Annotated in this window: 19 protein-coding genes and 2 pseudogenes; 3 read left to right on the forward strand and 18 right to left on the reverse strand. The window is 38.2% G+C overall.

Translation table 11 applies throughout. The features are described from left to right. Positions 1–33 precede the first annotated feature (33 nt). Both AO843_RS17500 and AO843_RS17505 read right to left on the reverse strand, forming a co-directional pair. Positions 34–1,716: a methyl-accepting chemotaxis protein gene (locus tag AO843_RS17500; protein WP_054612375.1), complete on the reverse strand. Its 1,683-nt coding sequence runs from the start codon at positions 1,714–1,716 to the stop codon at positions 34–36. Between the two features lie 160 nt (positions 1,717–1,876). After that, positions 1,877–2,314, reverse strand: a complete 438-nt coding sequence (locus AO843_RS17505; RefSeq protein ID WP_054612376.1) for a hypothetical protein — start codon at positions 2,312–2,314, stop codon at positions 1,877–1,879. Between the two features lie 82 nt (positions 2,315–2,396). Here AO843_RS17505 and AO843_RS24140 point away from each other — a divergent pair. Then, a pseudogene (locus AO843_RS24140) lies at positions 2,397–2,558 on the forward strand (RNA polymerase sigma factor); the annotation flags it as partial. Positions 2,559–2,656: 98 nt separating this feature from the next. Here the strand turns inward: AO843_RS24140 and AO843_RS17510 are convergent. The 12 genes and pseudogenes from AO843_RS17510 to AO843_RS17565 all read right to left on the reverse strand — a co-directional run bounded on the left by AO843_RS17510 (position 2,657) and on the right by AO843_RS17565 (position 11,936). Then, positions 2,657–2,926, reverse strand: a complete 270-nt coding sequence (locus tag AO843_RS17510) for a GNAT family N-acetyltransferase (RefSeq protein WP_054612377.1) — start codon at positions 2,924–2,926, stop codon at positions 2,657–2,659. Positions 2,927–2,940: 14 nt separating this feature from the next. After that, positions 2,941–3,147: a (4Fe-4S)-binding protein gene (locus AO843_RS17515; RefSeq protein ID WP_054612378.1), complete on the reverse strand. Its 207-nt coding sequence runs from the start codon at positions 3,145–3,147 to the stop codon at positions 2,941–2,943. Positions 3,148–3,195: 48 nt separating this feature from the next. After that, positions 3,196–4,455, reverse strand: coding sequence for a sensor domain-containing protein (locus tag AO843_RS17520; RefSeq protein ID WP_054612379.1), 1,260 nt, complete (start codon positions 4,453–4,455; stop codon positions 3,196–3,198). 48 nt (positions 4,456–4,503) lie between these two features. Next, positions 4,504–5,445 carry a VOC family protein gene (locus AO843_RS17525; RefSeq protein ID WP_054612380.1) on the reverse strand — a complete coding sequence of 314 codons (942 nt, stop codon included), beginning with the start codon at positions 5,443–5,445 and terminating at the stop codon, positions 4,504–4,506. Positions 5,446–5,607: 162 nt separating this feature from the next. Continuing rightward, positions 5,608–6,354: an alpha/beta hydrolase gene (locus AO843_RS17530; protein ID WP_255350387.1), complete on the reverse strand. Its 747-nt coding sequence runs from the start codon at positions 6,352–6,354 to the stop codon at positions 5,608–5,610. 92 nt (positions 6,355–6,446) lie between these two features. Next, positions 6,447–7,115 (reverse strand): annotated as a pseudogene (locus AO843_RS17535) (DUF981 family protein). 34 nt (positions 7,116–7,149) lie between these two features. Next, complete coding sequence (locus AO843_RS17540) at positions 7,150–7,674, reverse strand: tubby C-terminal domain-like protein (RefSeq protein WP_054612382.1); 525 nt, start codon at positions 7,672–7,674, stop codon at positions 7,150–7,152. Positions 7,675–7,767: 93 nt separating this feature from the next. Then, positions 7,768–8,838 carry a DUF4179 domain-containing protein gene (locus AO843_RS17545; RefSeq protein WP_054612383.1) on the reverse strand — a complete coding sequence of 357 codons (1,071 nt, stop codon included), beginning with the start codon at positions 8,836–8,838 and terminating at the stop codon, positions 7,768–7,770. Then, entirely contained in the window at positions 8,813–9,364 is a 552-nt protein-coding gene (locus AO843_RS17550) for a sigma-70 family RNA polymerase sigma factor (protein ID WP_054612384.1), read from the reverse strand. The genes AO843_RS17545 and AO843_RS17550 overlap by 26 nt, the downstream gene beginning before the upstream one ends. A 124-nt stretch (positions 9,365–9,488) precedes the next feature. After that, complete coding sequence (locus tag AO843_RS17555) at positions 9,489–10,205, reverse strand: toast rack family protein (protein ID WP_054612385.1); 717 nt, start codon at positions 10,203–10,205, stop codon at positions 9,489–9,491. 109 nt (positions 10,206–10,314) lie between these two features. Beyond that, positions 10,315–10,698 carry an SRPBCC domain-containing protein gene (locus AO843_RS17560; RefSeq protein WP_054612386.1) on the reverse strand — a complete coding sequence of 128 codons (384 nt, stop codon included), beginning with the start codon at positions 10,696–10,698 and terminating at the stop codon, positions 10,315–10,317. A gap of 29 nt (positions 10,699–10,727) precedes the next feature. Then, entirely contained in the window at positions 10,728–11,936 is a 1,209-nt protein-coding gene (locus tag AO843_RS17565; RefSeq protein ID WP_054612387.1) for an MFS transporter, read from the reverse strand. 141 nt (positions 11,937–12,077) lie between these two features. Between AO843_RS17565 and AO843_RS17570 the strand changes: the two genes are divergently transcribed. Both AO843_RS17570 and AO843_RS17575 read left to right on the forward strand, forming a co-directional pair. Next, positions 12,078–12,935, forward strand: a complete 858-nt coding sequence (locus AO843_RS17570; protein WP_054612396.1) for a LysR family transcriptional regulator — start codon at positions 12,078–12,080, stop codon at positions 12,933–12,935. Between the two features lie 122 nt (positions 12,936–13,057). Further along, entirely contained in the window at positions 13,058–13,927 is an 870-nt protein-coding gene (locus tag AO843_RS17575) for a DMT family transporter (protein WP_054612388.1), read from the forward strand. A gap of 34 nt (positions 13,928–13,961) precedes the next feature. Here AO843_RS17575 and AO843_RS17580 read toward each other — a convergent pair whose 3' ends face one another. The 4 genes from AO843_RS17580 to AO843_RS17595 form a co-directional block, all read right to left on the reverse strand. Beyond that, the gene (locus tag AO843_RS17580; RefSeq protein ID WP_054612389.1) at positions 13,962–14,951 is read right to left on the reverse strand and encodes a sensor histidine kinase; all 990 of its coding nucleotides are present in this window, start codon (positions 14,949–14,951) and stop codon (positions 13,962–13,964) included. After that, a complete protein-coding gene (locus AO843_RS17585; protein ID WP_054612390.1) occupies positions 14,948–15,619 on the reverse strand; it encodes a response regulator transcription factor in 672 nt (223 codons plus the stop codon). The genes AO843_RS17580 and AO843_RS17585 overlap by 4 nt, the downstream gene beginning before the upstream one ends. A 13-nt stretch (positions 15,620–15,632) precedes the next feature. Then, a complete protein-coding gene (locus AO843_RS17590; RefSeq protein ID WP_054612391.1) occupies positions 15,633–16,604 on the reverse strand; it encodes an alpha/beta hydrolase in 972 nt (323 codons plus the stop codon). A gap of 358 nt (positions 16,605–16,962) precedes the next feature. Next, entirely contained in the window at positions 16,963–17,979 is a 1,017-nt protein-coding gene (locus tag AO843_RS17595; RefSeq protein ID WP_054612392.1) for a S66 family peptidase, read from the reverse strand. Positions 17,980–18,152: the final 173 nt, after the last annotated feature.

Genomic DNA, 18,152 nt, shown 5'->3' on the forward strand with positions numbered 1-18,152 from the left:
GTGATGGAAGTTTGAAATTAATGAGGCAAAATACTACAGTTTAAATCGTCGAATCAAATCATTTAATTGTTCTGCCATTTTCGCTAAATGCTCGGCACTATGTTTAATTTCCTCCATTGAGCTTGCAGCCTGTTCAACAGTTGCGGATGTTTCCTGTATGCCTGCTGCTGACTGTTCAGAGATTGCAGCCATTTCATCTACTGACTGACTAATCGTGACAGTATTGTGAACGACCTCATTTAGCTCGGATGACACGCCTTCAATATTTGCAGCTATGGCATCGATTGCGTCTGCAATATGATGAAATGTTGAATTGGTCGTCGCAATTTGAACAGTCCCTTTTTCTACTTCGCCATATCCCTGTTCAAGAGAAGCCGTTACCCTATTAGAATCATCCTGAATTTTACTTACAATATTCGTAATATCATCAACAGAAAATGCCACTTGCTCGGCTAATTTTAGGACCTCATCGGCCACCACGGCAAATCCTTTCCCTTGTTGTCCAGCTCGGGCTGCTTCAATTGCTGCGTTCAATGCAAGTAAATTCGTTTGCGCTGCAATGTCTTGAATGACAGCAACAAGCTTAGAAATTTCTTGTGTTTGTTTGCTTAATCCATCTACCTGATCAACCGCATCTTTCACAATACGTTGAATAGCTCCCATCTGCTTAGTGGAGGCGGTCATAAAGTTTCGCCCTTCTTCGGTTAAAGCTTTGACATCCTGAGAATAGTGCTGAATGTCTTTATTGCTTTGATGAACAGCAGTTACTTTTCCAGCAAAGTTGTTCATGGAGGTAGCGACATCTGCCGTATGACTGGCCTGCACATCTGTACCACTCGCAATTTCTGTCATAGTAGTTACAATTTGCTCTGTGCCTGTCTTTACTTCTGATGTGGATTGCAATAGTTCCTCACTATGGGCCGCCACGTCATTCGATACCGTTTGAATATGCTTCAATAAGCGATTCAAAATGTCCGCCATTGTATTGGTCGCCTCCATCAGCTGGCCCACCTCATCTTTTGACTGAATCTGTAAAGGAGGATCGCTTAAATCACCGTTAGTCATACGTTGCATTCGCTCAGTCAATGTAATAATGGGTCTCGAAATACCGCGAGCACTTAATAGCTCAACAATTATAGCAATAACAAAAATGAATACACCTACGACAATGGCAATTAGCTGCTTATTTTCCCCTGCAACGATCATGTCAGCGCCTACCTCATTGATGGTTTGCTTACGTTGCTCTGCTAAACCCTCATAGCCTTCACGAATGGTCGTTGCCGTTGCATCCATTTTCGTTAAGTTTTGGATAGCAAGATCCTTATTGCCCTTGTCATAAACGGCAAATACTTGTTGTTCAATATAGCGATTCCATTCCTTCGCCTTATCTGCAAATTTGCCAAATTCCCCTGAGCTTGTTAAGGCTAATCGTTGTTCTTCGTTCTTTGCTGCACGTGCTACATTATCATGAAAAATAGCTTTGTACTTTTCATCGCCAGACAATACATACCCTCTAGCTGCAGCTATTCTTAAGTCAATGGTTTGCGCTTGCTCGTAATCTGTGGTTAATAGTTGTAATTCTTGCTGAACAATTTGTTCTGTCGCATTGTTACTTTGCTTAATGGCAAAATAGTTGTACACGATGTATAACCCCATTATCGTAATAACAATGCTAAAGGAAAAAACAATTCTTCTACTAATTGTTTTGAATGACATCTGCAAAAACTCCTTATTTTCCGAATCTATTCCATAAAAAGTAATCTACCATTTTAAAAGAAAGATTGGTGGCTTTAGGAATTTTTGCTATATTTCCAGAAATAACTTGGTCAATTTTGTGTATTTTATAGCATCTTTCACCATGAGCAATTTGTACTAATCAATCCCATGCATGAAACATTACATCTCCAATTGTTTGACTTTTGAAATAAGTAATGTATTTCCATTCCATCGCAGAAAGACTATGTAATGCTTGATCCTTCTTCACTAACGTATTCAGGGTTGTCGCTTCCAAACATTTGCGCATCGGAAAATATTTGTGTAGCTGTGGCCTCGATAAAAAGGCAAAGCTAAGCCCTTCATCCAATTTTGCAAAAGCAATATACGGCATCCATCGATGGTGAAGAATTGTCACCATCTCCCCGTCTATTTCCACCACTGCTTGCATGTAGACAAAATGCAGTGGATCGATAAATTGCCGTACTTTCGCTCGCTGTTCACTTGTTGCTAAATGATACACCATCGACTGAAACATCCGCATATCCTGCTCGATTAAATGATCGGCGTCAAAGCCGGTAATTCCTTTTGTTAATCGCAACCAATCACTCCTTTATGTTTGCCTCTATATGGACCTTCTATTTTGAATAACCTTATCCCTTCCAAAATGTTCAAATTTCTAAGATTTATGGCAGATTCTTTGCCAGCTCGAGGAAAAATATAAAACGGTGCCCTTACTGCGTTTTTATCAGGACTACTCCGTCAAAGATATTGCTGCGATTTTGCAATGTCCTGAGGGCACTGTGAAAACACAGATTCGACGGGGTTTGCTAGCTTTACGATAACAATCAAAAGAAGGAGCTCGAAGTGGACTTCGAAAAAATTAAATTAGAGAAACCAAAATAAAAACGCACCTCAAAGTATTGGGGTGCGACTGCTTGTTTTAGCCTAACAATTCTTGATATTCAGGATGCTTTTCGAACTCAGCCTTTGCGAAAGGACATAAAGGGATGACTTGTAATTTTTCTTTTTTCGCATATTCGACAGCGGCTTTGACCAATTGCTGTCCGACATTTTGGCCTCTTAGATGCTCGCCTACATGTGTATGGTCGAGAATGATACGAGTTTCCCCTACACGCACGAAGTGTACCTCTGCCTCGCTATTTTCTTCGTTTCCGATATAAAATGATTGGCTACCTTGTTTAATTTCCATGGCATGATGCTCCTTTAAATTTCATATTTTAATGCGCCACTTGGACATCGATTGATAACTTCTTCTACATTTTTCACATCTGCTTGATCTGGTGCGATCCAAGGTTTTGCATTGACATTGAACACCTCTGGCAGGCCTTTCACACATTCAGCTGCATGTTGACACATGTCTTTGTCAAAATAAACTGTTATTTTTTCTCCTTTGTATGCACGGTAACCCATACCAAATGCCCCCTCATTTTTCCTTCTTCATTACCCCAAATGATGGTCCTATAAACCATCAAATAGTGCATAAGAATCTCGTTTCTCTTTAGCGACATATAAAGCTTGATCTGCTTTTCGCACTAATACTTTTACATTATCACCGTCTTTGGGGAACAGAGAGACACCAAAACTTGTCGTGACAGAAAATACATGCTGATGAATGATGTAAGGTTCTTTCAAATGAAAAAAAACTCGCCGCATAATATTTTCAATTTCCTCTTCGTTCTGGACATCACTTAGAAATACTAGAAACTCGTCCCCGCCGATACGACAAATAATATCATCTTTTCGCAAAGAATGACATAGTTTGTCAGCAAACTGCTTTAATAACTCGTCTCCAACATCATGACCAAACTCATCATTTATTCTTTTAAATTTATCCATATCCAGATAGAGGATGGCAAACTGGGTGTGATGATTGGCTGCCCTTTTTATTATTTGTTCTACATGTTCTAAAAAGAACCTTCTGTTTACTAATCCTGTTAATGGATCGTGATAAGCCATATATTCGAGTTGATCTTGATAATTTTTCTTGAGGGTAATATCTCTTACTAACCATTGATTCACAAATTTTTCATTAAAGATCGTAGGCATGACAGAAATTTCTGCCCAAAAAACATGACCATCCACTCGTTGTACTTTTTCGACAATGGTAACTTTATCTTCTTTTGCCTGATAAACCTTTTCCTGCAAAGATTGTTGATCGGTACTTCTTAGCAAATCCCATAAGTTGTTTTTGACGAACATATTTGGATTATTTCCACCGAGCATGTTGATCCCTGGTTTATTGACATATAAAATAAGCCCATCTTGTTCAACAATTAGCGCATCAGGAATCATTTCCACTAAATTTTGATAGCATTCTTTATTCGCTTGTAGCTTTTGTTGAATGATTATTTGCTCGGTAAAATCCTTATACATTCCTACAGCCAATATATCCTTTGAATGGACTGCTTTGTAGGAAGCTAAAATTTTCAGGATTTGACCATCCTTACGTTTTCTTTCCGTAACATAATACGTAATATTTTTACCTAATCTCAATTTTTCTAACGTTTTTTGAGCATCTATATACGAACATTTTGTAAAGATAGGCGAGATATGTTGATTTTCTAAATCTTCTTTATCCCAGCCTAAAATCGAAGTAAAGGCCGGATTCGCTTTCATAATTTGGCCGTCATAACCAATCGTAAAAATAGCATCATTCGTATTATTCCAAACTAATTCCAACAACTGTCTATCCACATGGACATCATATTTTAAGGGCATATATTTTCCCTCCTACTTAGAATGCTAAAGTAGAAATCTGTAGTATTGTTATTCAATAGGTGTTAATTTTTCTTCAATTTCCTGACGTCGTTCCTCTAGAAATGGTGGCAAATCTAACTGTGTTCCTAAATCCTCCACAGAAGTATCCACGACAAAGCCCGGACCATCTGTAGCAAGTTCAAATATTATGCCATGTGATTCTTTCATGTAAATACTTGAAAAATAATAGCGATCCGCTTTTTTAATGATGGGAAAGCCAAATTCTTGAATTCTTTGTTCCCACTGCTCAAGCTCTTCCTTATCTTTCACACGGATTGCTAAATGATGGACACTACCTCTTCCAGGCTTTTCTTTAGGACCATCCTGTTCGACTATGACAATTTGCCCTTGTAACTGTCCTTCTTCTGCTTGAAAAATAGCTTCAGCTGCAGATCTTGATCGTTCTATGTAGCCAAACAATTGCACCAATGTTTTCTCAGCATCGTCTAAAGAACGAACAGTTAACTCCACAGGTCCCATCCCTAAAATTTGATGGGCCATTTCTACAGATGAATCTTGCCACTTTGTCCATTCTTGTGGAATAGACTTATCTTGGTTATTTAAAAACACTAAGCGTAGTCCATCTGGGTCCTCAAAATGTATAGCATCAGTATCACCATATGTTGTTATATCACTGTGTTCGATATGAAATTCATCTAATCTATTTTTCCAGTACACTAAACTATCGTAAGAAGGAATAAGTAAACCAATTCTTGTTATCGCATCAGTACCGCGGTGTGTACGACCAGCGTGCGATAATTCAAAAAATGTTAGGCCTGTACCAGGACTACCTGTCAAATCACCATAAAATAAATGATACATACTTGGATCATCTTGGTTGACTGTTTTTTTCACTCGACGAAGTCCTAAAATATGATTGTAAAACTGATGATTTTCATGAGCATTTTTGGTAATCATTGAAATATGATGGTGTCCTGCGATCTTTAACATCTAAAATTTCTCCTATCTGTTACGCTTTTAGAATTTAGGGTTTGTCAATACTGCGAGATCATTCACATAAAAATATATCTCGAATTAATTTATCTTTAATTCGAGATAATAATAACATGATTTATTATTAGTAGTCAATACTTCTAAATGGTAAGTTTTTCACTATAAAAAAAACATTATTTCCTGAAGGATTTCATCTTGTTCCCTACCTAATGTCATTAAATGTTTGGAGTTTTCAAAGCCTCTTTTGACCTTTTTAGTAGAATGAACATGCTGATAGATAACTTCAGCACTGTGCGCGTATAAGTCCTCGTCTCTTTCACCGTAGAAAATAGCAATGGGAATCGTGATTTTATCAAGCTGTTGCATCGTTTCTCTAATAAAATGCTGAAATGCAATCATAGAGTCCAATGGCATATCGTTAAAAGGCTGCATTTCATTTGAAATTTCAGACGCTGATTTCCCCTCGATATTTTTATAATTATAGGCATAATCAATGATTCTTTGTTTTAATTGTGCTGGCTCCTTATCAATTGGTACCGACATAATAATGATTTGCTCTAGCTTTTCTAATTGTGCAAGCCTCAATGTGAAAATACCACCAATGGATAAGCCGATTACGGAGATCTTTTGATAGCCCTCATTCCGCAAAAATTGGTGGGCTTTCACCACATCTTGCCACCAGTCCTCAACATCGTACTGTAATAACGGTTCTGGAATATGACCATGACCTCTGTATAGTGGTACATAACATGTATAACCCTTTTCGTGTAGCTTCGTCGCAACTTTCTTCATATCTCTTGTATGACTTGTAAAGGAGTGTAAAAGTAATATTGCGTGTTCATTTCCTTTGAAGTATATTTCTTTAGCCGGTAGAATAGTAAGCACAAAATCAGAACCTTTCTTCACGTTGATAATAATAGAAGGTAGCCTCTTTTTTACGGCTACCTTCTTGTTGTTATTTATATCATAATCGTAGAACGGACTCCACTAAATCCTTATTAAAGCGTATTGACAATTAAACCGATATGAGTGAAATAGTTTAAAGCGCCAAATAGAGTGAAAAGTATACCCGTAATTGTCCAAATAGCACCCTTTACTTTCACCACAAATGATTCTCTATTCGCTAAGGATGGTAATAAAATAGCGCCTATACCCTTAAGCGCGTATAGCCCTGAGATAAATGAAGCTTCCAGCATTGGGTAGTCTGCAAAGCGTCCTGAAATCGGTTCTTCAGGTGGCGCTGCAAATAGTTGGAAATAGACACCTGCAATCGCAATCGAAATTAATGCCAGTCCCATTGCTGCAGCGAAATAAGAAACTAGACGTGCCATTTCCACAATTTGATCGAGTATGACTTTTGAATCCACTGTAATATCTTTTGTTGTTTGTTCATTTTTCAATAATCGGTTTGCCATGCGTCAAAGGATAATTGCACCTGCTAGTAACATGACCCCAAATGCGAGTGAAGGTTCACCAAAGATAATATCATCAAATGGAAATCCTACTTTCGATAATGGCCATGTGAGCGTCATAGCGCCACCTAAAAGTGTAAGAATAAAACCAGAAACTGCAAATCCAATCGCCCAGCCTTCTAAACTTACTCGTCTTCCTTTGTTTACAAGCCAGCCGAAACGAACTAATTGTTGGAGACCTACTCCTGTTGCAATAGAAAGCTGATTTCATTTTTACCTTATTCTTTTGTTAAGCTCCCACAAACAACACAGCCTGACCAATCGCAATGAAAAAGGACTCGTGCTGAATAGGACTGTTGTCTTCAATTTGTAGGGTAATGTCAAAATGAGTTTCGCAGAAAGTGGCTTGCCAACGTGCGATTGGCTCCTCATTTAGTGTAAAGATAGACCAGTCTTCCATTTCTTTGTTGAGCTTGATTTGATGTTCACCATTTGTAATCAGTAAATCGGGAATCATAATTTGCCAGCCATCATAGGCAATCATATAATCTTTGCCTGACACAAAATCCTTGCCTCGAAAATGTACGCGCCCACGACGAGATACTTTTTTACACGTAAAAAGCGGTCGACCGTTGCAATCATTGACATCAAAGCGAACAAAATAACGATAGTCCATTGTACGGTCAAATGCTTTTTTTAGTGCATTGGAATAAACACGTTGAACAGTGGACGATACCGCCCCTGCTTCATTGATAATTTGGATGGTCTCTGTTGACTCGATGGCTACTGGTTGCTTGTATGTATAAATTTTCACTACTTTCGCTCCTTCAAAACAATTGCTTTCTTAAAGCTACCATAAAGTAAGCGTCAAATACAAAGGATGTATTTGACGCTCCTATCATGATTATTATTGTACTGGTACTTCTACTGTAAATGGTTGGAACTTCGCCTCTTTATAGGCTGATGGATTGAATGGAAGGTGTGTTTCTTTGCCATCAGCGTCTATTTGAACGCTCCCACCTCCTGTTGGAATAGAAATATAAGGCGTAATGATTAATTTTTCAACGTGTTGTGCTATTGGATCAAAGGCTTTTGTGCTGCTTAATTTCCACACCCCATCATCAAATTGCGCTTTTCCACCGCCCGAATGGGAAACAATCTCCCTGCCTTGCCCATCTGTTATGAAGAATTCTATAGATGCTGGTGGGTTATCGAGGATTCCGTTCATCGTTGCCTCATAGTCAAGTGAGATCCCCGATGGACTGAAGGAGATGTTGAACACATCAAGCTCAATGCCATCAACCTGTTGCCGATGGTTCACAGGAACATGGACAATCTCTGTAATCTTTTCAATCGGGGTCGAAAACGTCCACTTCTCTCCCATTTCGCCTTCTAATGTTAAGCCTAATTGAAAGGAATCTGGCATTTCCTCAACCTGTTTGACATCAAACGTCGCAATACCAGTCCGAACGGTAGGACTTAACCTATTTTCAGAATAACCACCAGAGCTGACAGTTGGATGGGCACCATTGATGGTAAATTCCAAGCCTGCTCCAAAATAGAATTCACTCAATTCCCGCTCAGATTCCATCGTTACCCCAACCGTTATACGTGAATCATCATAAAGTACCTCATCTACTGTGACCGCAATCCCATTGATGGTTTGTGTTTCGCCAACAGCTTTGGTTAGCCCCTGTTCACTGGCTTGTTTTAGCCCAGGCAATCCTGAGTCATTGAACACGGAACCGATAATTGGTAGCTTGGACAATGTGCTCGCAAATGTTGGTGATACGTAGGCTGTGCCAATGGTTAAACTAAAAACAGCCACAGCACTGGCAATAAATACGAATGGTTTACGCTTGCTTCTTCTTTTCGTTTGAATTGGTTTACCTTGTTCTTGTGCTTGTTGAATACCTTGTGTAATCGCTTCTCGTACCTCTTCTCTTGGAAATTCAGGAAGGGTCAATGGCTTTTTCATTGATTGATGCACTCCTTTCTAATTGTCGCTTTAACTGTTTTTTACCACGATGCAAATAGGTTTTGATGGTGCTCACAGGCTTTTCCATCATGTCTGCAATTTCTTTAATCGGCATATCGTGATAATAAAATAAAATGATGGCCATCTGCTGTGAATGGTTTAATTGTTGGATGGCCTCTGATAAATCAATAGGATTACCTATGACATATTTTTGATCATGTAACCGATCTAGTAATTCCCTTTCCTCATACGGAATCATTTTCTGCCCCTTTTTCAGCAATCGATAGCACTCATGAATTAATATGCGAAACAGCCATGTAGAAAAAAATGCTGGATTTTTTAGTTGATGAACTTTCAAATAAGCATTACAAACCGCTTCTTGAATAGCATCCAGCGCATCCTCTTTTTTTCCTACATAAGAAAGTGCCGTATAATAAAGTTTTTCTTCCTCAAGAACGAGTAGCTGTTCAAAAGCTTCTTTATGACCAGCAATTGCTTGTTTGACGATCAATAAATCATGTTCCACGCTGTTTCCCTCCTTTCATTACTTAGAGTCATACACCCAAGTAAAAGGTTTCACTTTTATGTATTTTTTTTGGGACGCACAAAAAAGTAGACTACTGCCTCTAGCGTAGCCTACTAAATTTTCTTTATTTATCTAATTTAAACGTAATGTCTCCTACGCCTAATTCTGAATTGATTTCTAGTACAACATCTGCCTTTTCATAGGCTTCGTTGACAAAGACACCTTTGCCTTTTGAAATAAGCCCCTCAATAGTGGATGACCCTATGCCCTTTTCTGTCGTCAGTTTAACACCAACTTTAGATGGAACAATAACGGTAGTTTGGCCGACCCCAGTTTCAATGTTTGCCGTAAAGCTTTTTTGCCAATCACCACCTAAATTGACAGTAAGATCGCCAACACCTGCATCAATATCTAGTTTTTCTAGCTGTAGCCCCTGTAAATCAAGATTCGCTAAGGACGCACCAGTTTCTACCGTCAGATCCATAGGGATATCGTCATTTAACTGAATTGCCCAAGTGTTCTTAATGTTAGAGAGGGAAAGCTTCGTCGAGCCTTTGTGCTTGATTTCGATATCCCCTGTATCGCCACTTAAATTATAGTTAACTTGCGGAGCTAGCTTTTTAATATTATAGTTAGCAGTGCCTTCAACCCACTCCTTGGCACCACCTGTTACATTCATTTCACCGACACCTAAATCAATGTCTACCTCTAGTGCCTTTGCTTTATCTTTTTCCACTAAAATAGCTTCTTCTTGCATCTTGCTTGGAATAAACGAAAAGCACCCAGATAATACGAATACTGATGTGCCCATCACGACACCTAAACCAACTAATTTCTTCAATTTTATTTCCTCCCGCTATATATTCTACCAATAATTTCATTATATAGGAGTGGCTAATTTAAAATACGTCCCTGCGTTTGATATTTATCTAAGACCTGAGACGTAGCATTTACGATGGATACGGAATGTCTTTGTCCTCTAGTAATGCTTTCAAATTAGCTAAGGAGGCATCGTAGCCTTGCATATTGAAACTTACTGTTGTGCCATTGTGTTGTTCTGCTAACGTCATAGCTATAACAGTTTCAGGCACTTCCAAGTAAAAAGAAAATATCTCATGCTTTTTGACTTGCTGGATGGTTAACTGCATTGGCAGTGGCTCCGATAGCTGATTATGGACATTAGGCATTAAAGTAAAGGTCATCTTTTCCCCTGCTGCCAGTTTAGGGATGTCCCAAGTAGAGCCCGGCGCATACCATTGAGAGAGGGATGGCCCCTCTGTCATCGCTTGCCATACTTTTTCTGCTTCCGCATTAATCCAAATTGAACTGCTCATCCGCAACACCCTCATTTCCTATTTTTCCATTATTTTACCGAACTTTCAGAAGAGAGGCTACTATTGGTTGTTCTAGATAAATAAAACGCCCCCACAATTACCATCATAGCTACCATATCCAAGGCCATCTGATGACTTGAAAAAATGGTAACGAGTAAACCATAAATAGATGGGGCCAATACAATAAAGAATTGATTAATCGTTAAAGCGGCACTAACAGTAAGTCCCACAGATTGAGGTTCGGACTGCTCCGTTACACTGGCTATATATAAGGAATACCAGCCAAGTGCGAAAAAGCCTAAAATACAGCAAAATATCATCATGAAGTTTTTGGCATCTATGACAACAGGCATGCAGGCGACCATCACAAACGTGGCAAGCATGACGATTATTAGTAAATGCTCGCGTTTTTGAGCGAAATATCGATCACTCATCCAAGCAAGTGCAATCCTTCCTATCATCCCTCCAAGCAACACCAAACTTAAATACTTCCCTGCTGCTGTTAATGAATAGCCACCTTCCTGATGTAAGTAACTCATCAAATGGGCAATGAGGATCATTTGTAAAGACATCATCACAATACCTACAAAAAAAATGGGATAGAGTGCTCGATTGTCTTTAATAGCCTTCATCTTTTCTTTAAATGGTATTGGTGTTGCGACAGCCGATGTATGCTGTTTTGGCTCCTGATACATCAACAAAAATAGCAAACCTCCACCAATCGCCACCAAACCTTGTGTCCAATGTACGGCAGTCAGATGGATATGATGATATAAATAGGTAAGAATGATGGAAGCGAGAGCACCACCGATCGGAATACCCGTTTGGCGAATACCGATAGCTAGGCCTCGATGCTTGTCCGGAAACCATTTCACAATGGCTGTACTCCCTCCTGTTTGGGCACTACCATACCAAATACCAACAACTATTAATACGACTAACAATGTCGTATAATGATTCACAGGAATTAGCAGAAAAGTACAGAGGCCAAGTAATATAGAGCCCCATCCAATTATCTGTTTTTCCCCTTTTTTATCCATGAGATAGCCAAAGAGAAGCATCGAGAAAATCGGTCCTATATTCACGGCTGATACAATCAATCCTGTTTGGAATGACGATAATTGCCATTCCATTTGATAAAAGGAAGCAACCGGCCCCATCCCGTATGTGACAAAGGTTGAGGCAGTTTGCGAAAGCGTAGCCACCAGCAAAATGATCCATTTATAATATGTATGCATGTAAACCCTCCGTAAGCTATACCGCTTTATTTGTGCAGTATAATTTTTGTTATCTTGAGTTTACGGTGACAGCAAGCATTCGTAAAATGGAGGAAAATGATAGCGGCTATCAAAAAATTTAATAGGTGTGTGACAAATAATATGAACATTGAAGAAATTGCCTTAAAAATTGAGCTTTTAGAGAGGCAAAACTTGAGTAAATCCGCTGAAATCACCAACTATACACAATCAGCCTTAACATCGAAAGTCAAGAAAATGGAAAGTGAGATTGGACAGGAAGTCTTTAAACGAACACCCCAAGGCTTAAAGCTGACAGAGGTAGGCGAACACTATTTACTATTTTTAAAGCAAGTTGCCCAACACTATGATGAATTTTTACAAACAGTAGGATCCACGCAAGCACACATTCATTTTGGTACATCCCATACCACCATTAAAATATATGGTGCGTCCATCATGAATTCACTTCAAACAAGTCATAGTCCTATTGATGTCGATTTCACAGTAGAATCAAGTACATTGTTAAATCACAAAGTACATCATGCTGAGTTAGATTGTGCATTAACTAGTAACCCCATGAAACATTATGCCGATTTAAACTATGATTTAATTGCAACGGAGACGTATGAAGTCATCTCGAGCCCTACGCATGTCATCGATTTTGAACAACGAACACCTGTGACTCTCCTTGTTTTAAGTAAAGGCTGTATGTATTCGCAGGCATTAGCCCAATGGCTTACGACTAAGGAAATCCCTTTTACTATGAAAGAAATTAAATCCGTCAGTAGTATTCTTGATTTTCTAGAAATTGAACATACGTTGGCCGTGTTAAATACGAAATTACTAGCACTTTATCCGTGTCCTGACCTGCACTATTATGACATGGATTCGCTTAATAAGGTCATTGAAACTGTCTTTATTTATAAAAAAGACGACCACAAACAGTCCGCTGTTAGGCAGTTAAAACAGGTGATAGAATCCTTGCTTGAAAAGAATTAACTAGTAACTGTTAGTAAATGGTTGATATTTGTGCTAACATTCTAAAAAAACTGTATTATTCATGTAGACTGCACTATAATACGTTTGACATTATTAATCTTGTAAATGCATAGGAGTACATCATGTTTTATTACATCTCGTTGTTTTTTGCTGTATTTGCTTTATCTACATCAGCAATTTTTGTCAAGCTTGCTGATGCACCACCAGCCATTACGGCTTTTTATCGACTATTTTTTGCAATGCTCATGCTCCTTCCCTTTTTATTAGCACAGAAGGGCTTACGACAGGAACTGGCTAGCCTTACTAAAAAACAGTGGGGACTTGGCATTCTATCAGGTTTATTTTTGTCCTGTCATTATGTCTTATGGTTTGAATCATTAAACTACACATCAGTGGCAAGTTCAACGGTTATTGTTACGTTACAGCCTTTATTCTCTTTAGTAGGAAGCTATTTTTTATTTAAAGAGCGGTTTTCAAAAGGCGCCATTGTTGGCTGCTTCGTAGCCATCATCGGCTGTTTCATTATCGGCTGGCAAGATTTCCAAATAAGTGGACAAGCACTTTATGGCGATATCCTGGCTTTTATAGCGGCTGGCATTATTACAGCCTACTTTTTTATTGGGCAATCTGTACGTAAAGATTTATCGCTCATTACCTATTCCATTATTGGTTATGGCAGTAGCTCAATCTTTTTAGCCATTTACGCTCTCTTCATGCAGGAACCATTTTTCGACTATCCAGCATCCACTTGGTGGTCACTGTTAGGACTAGCTGTTATTGCAACGATTTTCGGGCAAACAATTTTTAATTGGCTATTAAAATGGTTAAGTACAACTGTCATCTCCATGAGTATATTAGGAGAAACCATTGGGACTTGTATTCTAGCGTATTTTATTTTAGATGAAATGATTTCCGTCCAACAAGGAATCGGTATCATAGTCATTTTACTGGGCCTTGCGCTCTTTTTACTCCAACAACGAAAATCTGCATAAACGGAAAAACAACGGCTAAGACTGCCGTTGTTTTTTATTGATGAGTAAAATTGAAGGTAGTCCCATCCTTGTTAGATTGTAAGGAAGCTGTGATGCTCAATGTTCTAGCAATATCCTGGATAATTTTGAGTCCAAGTCCATTATGAACTGCGTCAAGATCAAAACCAATGCCATCATCGCTCATGAATACCTGCCCGTCTTTAATCGTTACGTCTAGCTTCGATGCCTGGGCATGCTTTAACGTATTTTGGAAGACATTATCGAATAAACGTTGTAGCCATAATTCATTACTAATCCAGATCACCTGTGAATTTTCATGATAAAAATGGAGGGCTATATTTTGCATGCGATATAAATAACCCCACTTCTTTATCATGGTTTCTACTAGCAGAACAAGCTGAACTTCTTCTTGAACGACATAGGCATTTTCGCTTGTATCAAAAGACTGTAATTGAAATTCATTCGTTAAATTTGATATATAATGAATTTGTGCATTTAACGATTCCACCAATTTTGGCTGCTCTTGTAGTTGATCTTCTAAATAAAACAATTGCAAACGAATCGCCGTCAATGGCGTATGGATATCATGTCTCAATTTTTGAAGTAGCTCTTTTTGAAGCTCTTGCTGTTGAGCTAGCTCTAATTCCCGATACGTTGTACGCTCAATTAAGAGATTGACAGACTGAATTAACTGTCCGATCTCATCCTCACTGCTTACTGTTAACGTATCAGGTATCCGTGCATTACTGGCTAATTCTCGTATGGTTTGATTTAGCATTGTGATTTTAGATAATAATGAATGAATGGATGTTGAAAATAGCACTGCGAGTAGCCCTAAAGACAGCACAAACGTAATAAGCATAACAGGATAAGCAAAGGATTCATGGAAGGGAATGCCGTCATTTTTCGTTTTAAAGGCCTTGTCATAAAGTATGGACATGAATACACTAATGCCTAATAATACGATTGGCACACTCCCAATCGCCATAAATAATAAAGTTCTGTATTTGGTTTTTAAGGTCATTTCTTAATATAGGTATTTAAACGATACCCTTCTCCATAAATATTTTGCAGAATGATGCCTGCTGGATCATAAAGCTTTGTTCGAATCTTTTTTATATGGACATTGAGAATATTATGATTGCGATCGTCTAACGGCCATAAATAATCAAAAAAGTGATCCTTTGTTAAGACTTTGTCACGATGATCAAATAAATAAAAGAAGATTTTCCGTTCTATCGCTGTTAATGTAATTTCGTTTTGCAGACTTTGATAAAATACTTTACGATGCTCCCCATCAATGAACAAATGTTGTATTTGCGTAAACGTCCCATATTGTTGAACAAGCATTTTTTGGATCCTTAGCAATAGCTCGCGTGGGTCAAAAGGCTTTGTCAGATAATCCTCCCCAACTGTTAGCCCTTCTAGTTTGCTTTCTATATCACTACGTGCCGATAGAAAAATGATGGGAATGTTTAAGCCTAATTGTTTAATGTTTTTGCTTAATTGATAGCCATCCTCTCCTGGTAGCATGATATCCATAATGACTAAATCGACTTCCTGAATTAGCCGCATCATATCCCTGCCATCCGTTTTCCACACGGCTTCATAGCCTTCACGTTGCATTATTTTTTGAAGTAAATCACCAATCATGGGATCATCTTCTACAATTAAAATCCTAAATCCTTTCATGTTATCGACCTTTCTAATCAGCATTCGTTGTCATAAATTTTATCGCTAGTTGATAGATTTCTTCGGGTTGATAAAGATAAATACTATGCGTACCACTTACCTCTTTCACTTCTGCATGGGTGAATTGCTTCGCAAAATCTGCGTAATCCTGCCGCTGTTGCTTTATATATTTTGAATTTATATTGTCCTTCGCAATAGCATCAATAATTAAGATGGACGTTTCTTTCGGTTTTGGAAGCTGTTCTGATTGTAAACTATTTTCATAGACCTGTAACAGCTCATTTTTCATATCCTCATTAAAAAATTGCTTAAAGGACAATGCCTGATAGATTTCCTTTTCCTGGTTCGTTAAAAAAGACATTTTCAGAACTTGCGGATTATACACCTGTGATGGTACTAGTCGGTGTAAGCCTACCCTAGTAGCAAGGCTCATCCCCTTTATCATCCATTTATCGAAGGTGCCCATCTTATGCTTGACATATTGACTAGGCAAACCAATATCTAGTGCAATGATCCCCTTTACTTCTTCTGGGTATTTTTGTGCCCAGTAAATAGCTTCAAGTCCCGAAATGGAATGAGGGACAAGGATATAGGGCGGCTGAAGACCACTTTGCAGAAGCGCCTCCCTTGTTTGCTTAAGAATGGTATCGATATCTCTTTTGTCATCGGCTCTATCACTATAGCCATAGCCAGCTCGATCCACTACAGCAATTTGATGGTACTGCGAAAATTTACTGTATAACCCTTTTAGCTCGTAAACAGGGGCTGCAATACCAGAGCCTGCCATAAATACATACGTATCCTTCCCAGCCCCCTCCTGATAGACATTGATGTTTTGACCATCCACGTTCACTATCGTGCCATTATTGTGTAAAATGGCTTCCTCCTTATGTAACAAACTATAGTGATAGATACAGACAATTACTATTCCGAGCGATATAATTGCCCCCCAAAAAACGAATATTTTCTTTACAATTTTTTTCATACGCTGCTCCTTTCCCTTGTTATTAGTAAGGATACACGTGAAAAATAAATATCTAATTAATTTTCCAAGAAATATTTTAATCTATAAATTCCCAAGAAAGATCACTAGGAAAATCATCGCTATAAACCCAATCAATTGGATGAAAAAAAGGTGTTAACTTGGAAAAAAGTTTGATTAAAACACAGCTATAAATGTTGATTCTTATAGAAAATCATAGCCCCTATTTTGAACAAATATTGATCAAATAGGGGCTATTTTTCATTTCTGTATAGGGCTTTTTGTAATAAAGATTGATCATTTCGGAAATCGAATATTCAACGAAAGCACCTCGTTAGTTCAACAAGGCATTTTTATCTGCTTATTGATTAAAGTATTGCAAAACAATCCCTTTACCTTCTTCCACTTCTACTTCAGCATAAGCACCATTTATGAAAGTGATTTGTGGTGGAAGATGACCGCAATCCACGTCATAAATAATTGGTATTCCAAGCTCATCAGAAAGTTCTTTATAAACATCTTCAACTGTGTAGTTATTTACAGGTGTATTCGCATCACTTCGACCAAACATAATACCTGAACATTGTTCAAACCAACCAGCTAACTTCATCTGTACTAATGACCTTCTTAAATCTGTTGTGTTCAGTTCGCAATTTTCTAAATACCATAATACAGGCTCTCCACTGATATATTGTTTTCTAAAGTTTTGTACATCACCATATGCTGTACCAATCAAATGCCTTATCACGTCTATGCATCCACCAAGTAAACGACCAAATACCTTAACTTTTTGATTTGACACAGTTTTCCAATAGGTTTGTTCTGTTAAATTAAAAACACATGGAGACTGAGAATTGTGTTGCCATTCTTTTTGATATTTAGCTGAGGAATGTTGAAGGACAGATTCTCCAATATTTGTTGACAATACAGACTGCCACATTGCAGTCGTGTCATCTGTATATTCCCCTCTTAAATCTACAAGATTTGTACCATGAGCAGTAGCTATTCCCGTTTTTAATGTAATTGCTAATAATAATGCACTTATATCTGAATAACCTAATACCCATTTATTTTTTATATTTTCAAAATCAATTTTTTCAAGTATTTCAATTAACAATTCTCCACCCCATGGAGGAATAATGATATTTATATGATCATCACGCATCATTTCATTAAACTCATCTGCACGTTTTTCGGCAGGTGCGGATTTGGCTTTTTCTTGAGTCCAAACCGTATCACCACAAATGATTTTATATCCTTTCGGTTTCAGACGCTCACATGAATGTTTAAGCATATCATGTAACTCTACTTGTACCCCAGATGAAGGTGCCGTGACTCCTATGGTTGCATCTCTTTCTAAAAATGGGTATTTAATCATATGCATCCCCCTTAATTCACATTATTTTATTAAATTTAGTCGAACAATAACTATTTTCTACTGAAACTAAACTGCACCGTTAGCCATCCATGTAGCGCAAAATCGGCGCTACACCACAGAGAATGAAAATGTGAAAATCGGGTATAGGATACTACGGCTGGGAGAGGAAGGTC

The sequence above is a fragment of the Lysinibacillus sp. ZYM-1 genome (assembly GCF_001308875.1).
Classification (GTDB): Bacteria; Bacillota; Bacilli; order Bacillales_A; family Planococcaceae; genus Lysinibacillus.

Excerpts from the sequence above, each read along its gene's own strand:
- AO843_RS17500 (WP_054612375.1), bottom strand. The coding sequence starts at position 1,716 with ATGTCATTCAAAACAATTAGTAGAAGAATTGTTTTTTCCTTTAGCATT.
- AO843_RS17580 (WP_054612389.1), bottom strand. The coding sequence starts at position 14,951 with ATGACCTTAAAAACCAAATACAGAACTTTATTATTTATGGCGATTGGG.
- AO843_RS17570 (WP_054612396.1), top strand. The coding sequence starts at position 12,078 with ATGAACATTGAAGAAATTGCCTTAAAAATTGAGCTTTTAGAGAGGCAA.
- AO843_RS17510 (WP_054612377.1), bottom strand. The coding sequence starts at position 2,926 with ATGGAAATTAAACAAGGTAGCCAATCATTTTATATCGGAAACGAAGAA.
- AO843_RS17525 (WP_054612380.1), bottom strand. The coding sequence starts at position 5,445 with ATGTTAAAGATCGCAGGACACCATCATATTTCAATGATTACCAAAAAT.
- AO843_RS17595 (WP_054612392.1), bottom strand. The coding sequence starts at position 17,979 with ATGATTAAATACCCATTTTTAGAAAGAGATGCAACCATAGGAGTCACG.
- AO843_RS17575 (WP_054612388.1), top strand. The coding sequence starts at position 13,058 with ATGTTTTATTACATCTCGTTGTTTTTTGCTGTATTTGCTTTATCTACA.
- AO843_RS17565 (WP_054612387.1), bottom strand. The coding sequence starts at position 11,936 with ATGCATACATATTATAAATGGATCATTTTGCTGGTGGCTACGCTTTCG.
- AO843_RS17590 (WP_054612391.1), bottom strand. The coding sequence starts at position 16,604 with ATGAAAAAAATTGTAAAGAAAATATTCGTTTTTTGGGGGGCAATTATA.
- AO843_RS17560 (WP_054612386.1), bottom strand. The coding sequence starts at position 10,698 with ATGAGCAGTTCAATTTGGATTAATGCGGAAGCAGAAAAAGTATGGCAA.
- AO843_RS17515 (WP_054612378.1), bottom strand. The coding sequence starts at position 3,147 with ATGGGTTACCGTGCATACAAAGGAGAAAAAATAACAGTTTATTTTGAC.
- AO843_RS17585 (WP_054612390.1), bottom strand. The coding sequence starts at position 15,619 with ATGAAAGGATTTAGGATTTTAATTGTAGAAGATGATCCCATGATTGGT.
- AO843_RS17520 (WP_054612379.1), bottom strand. The coding sequence starts at position 4,455 with ATGCCCTTAAAATATGATGTCCATGTGGATAGACAGTTGTTGGAATTA.
- AO843_RS17545 (WP_054612383.1), bottom strand. The coding sequence starts at position 8,838 with ATGAAAAAGCCATTGACCCTTCCTGAATTTCCAAGAGAAGAGGTACGA.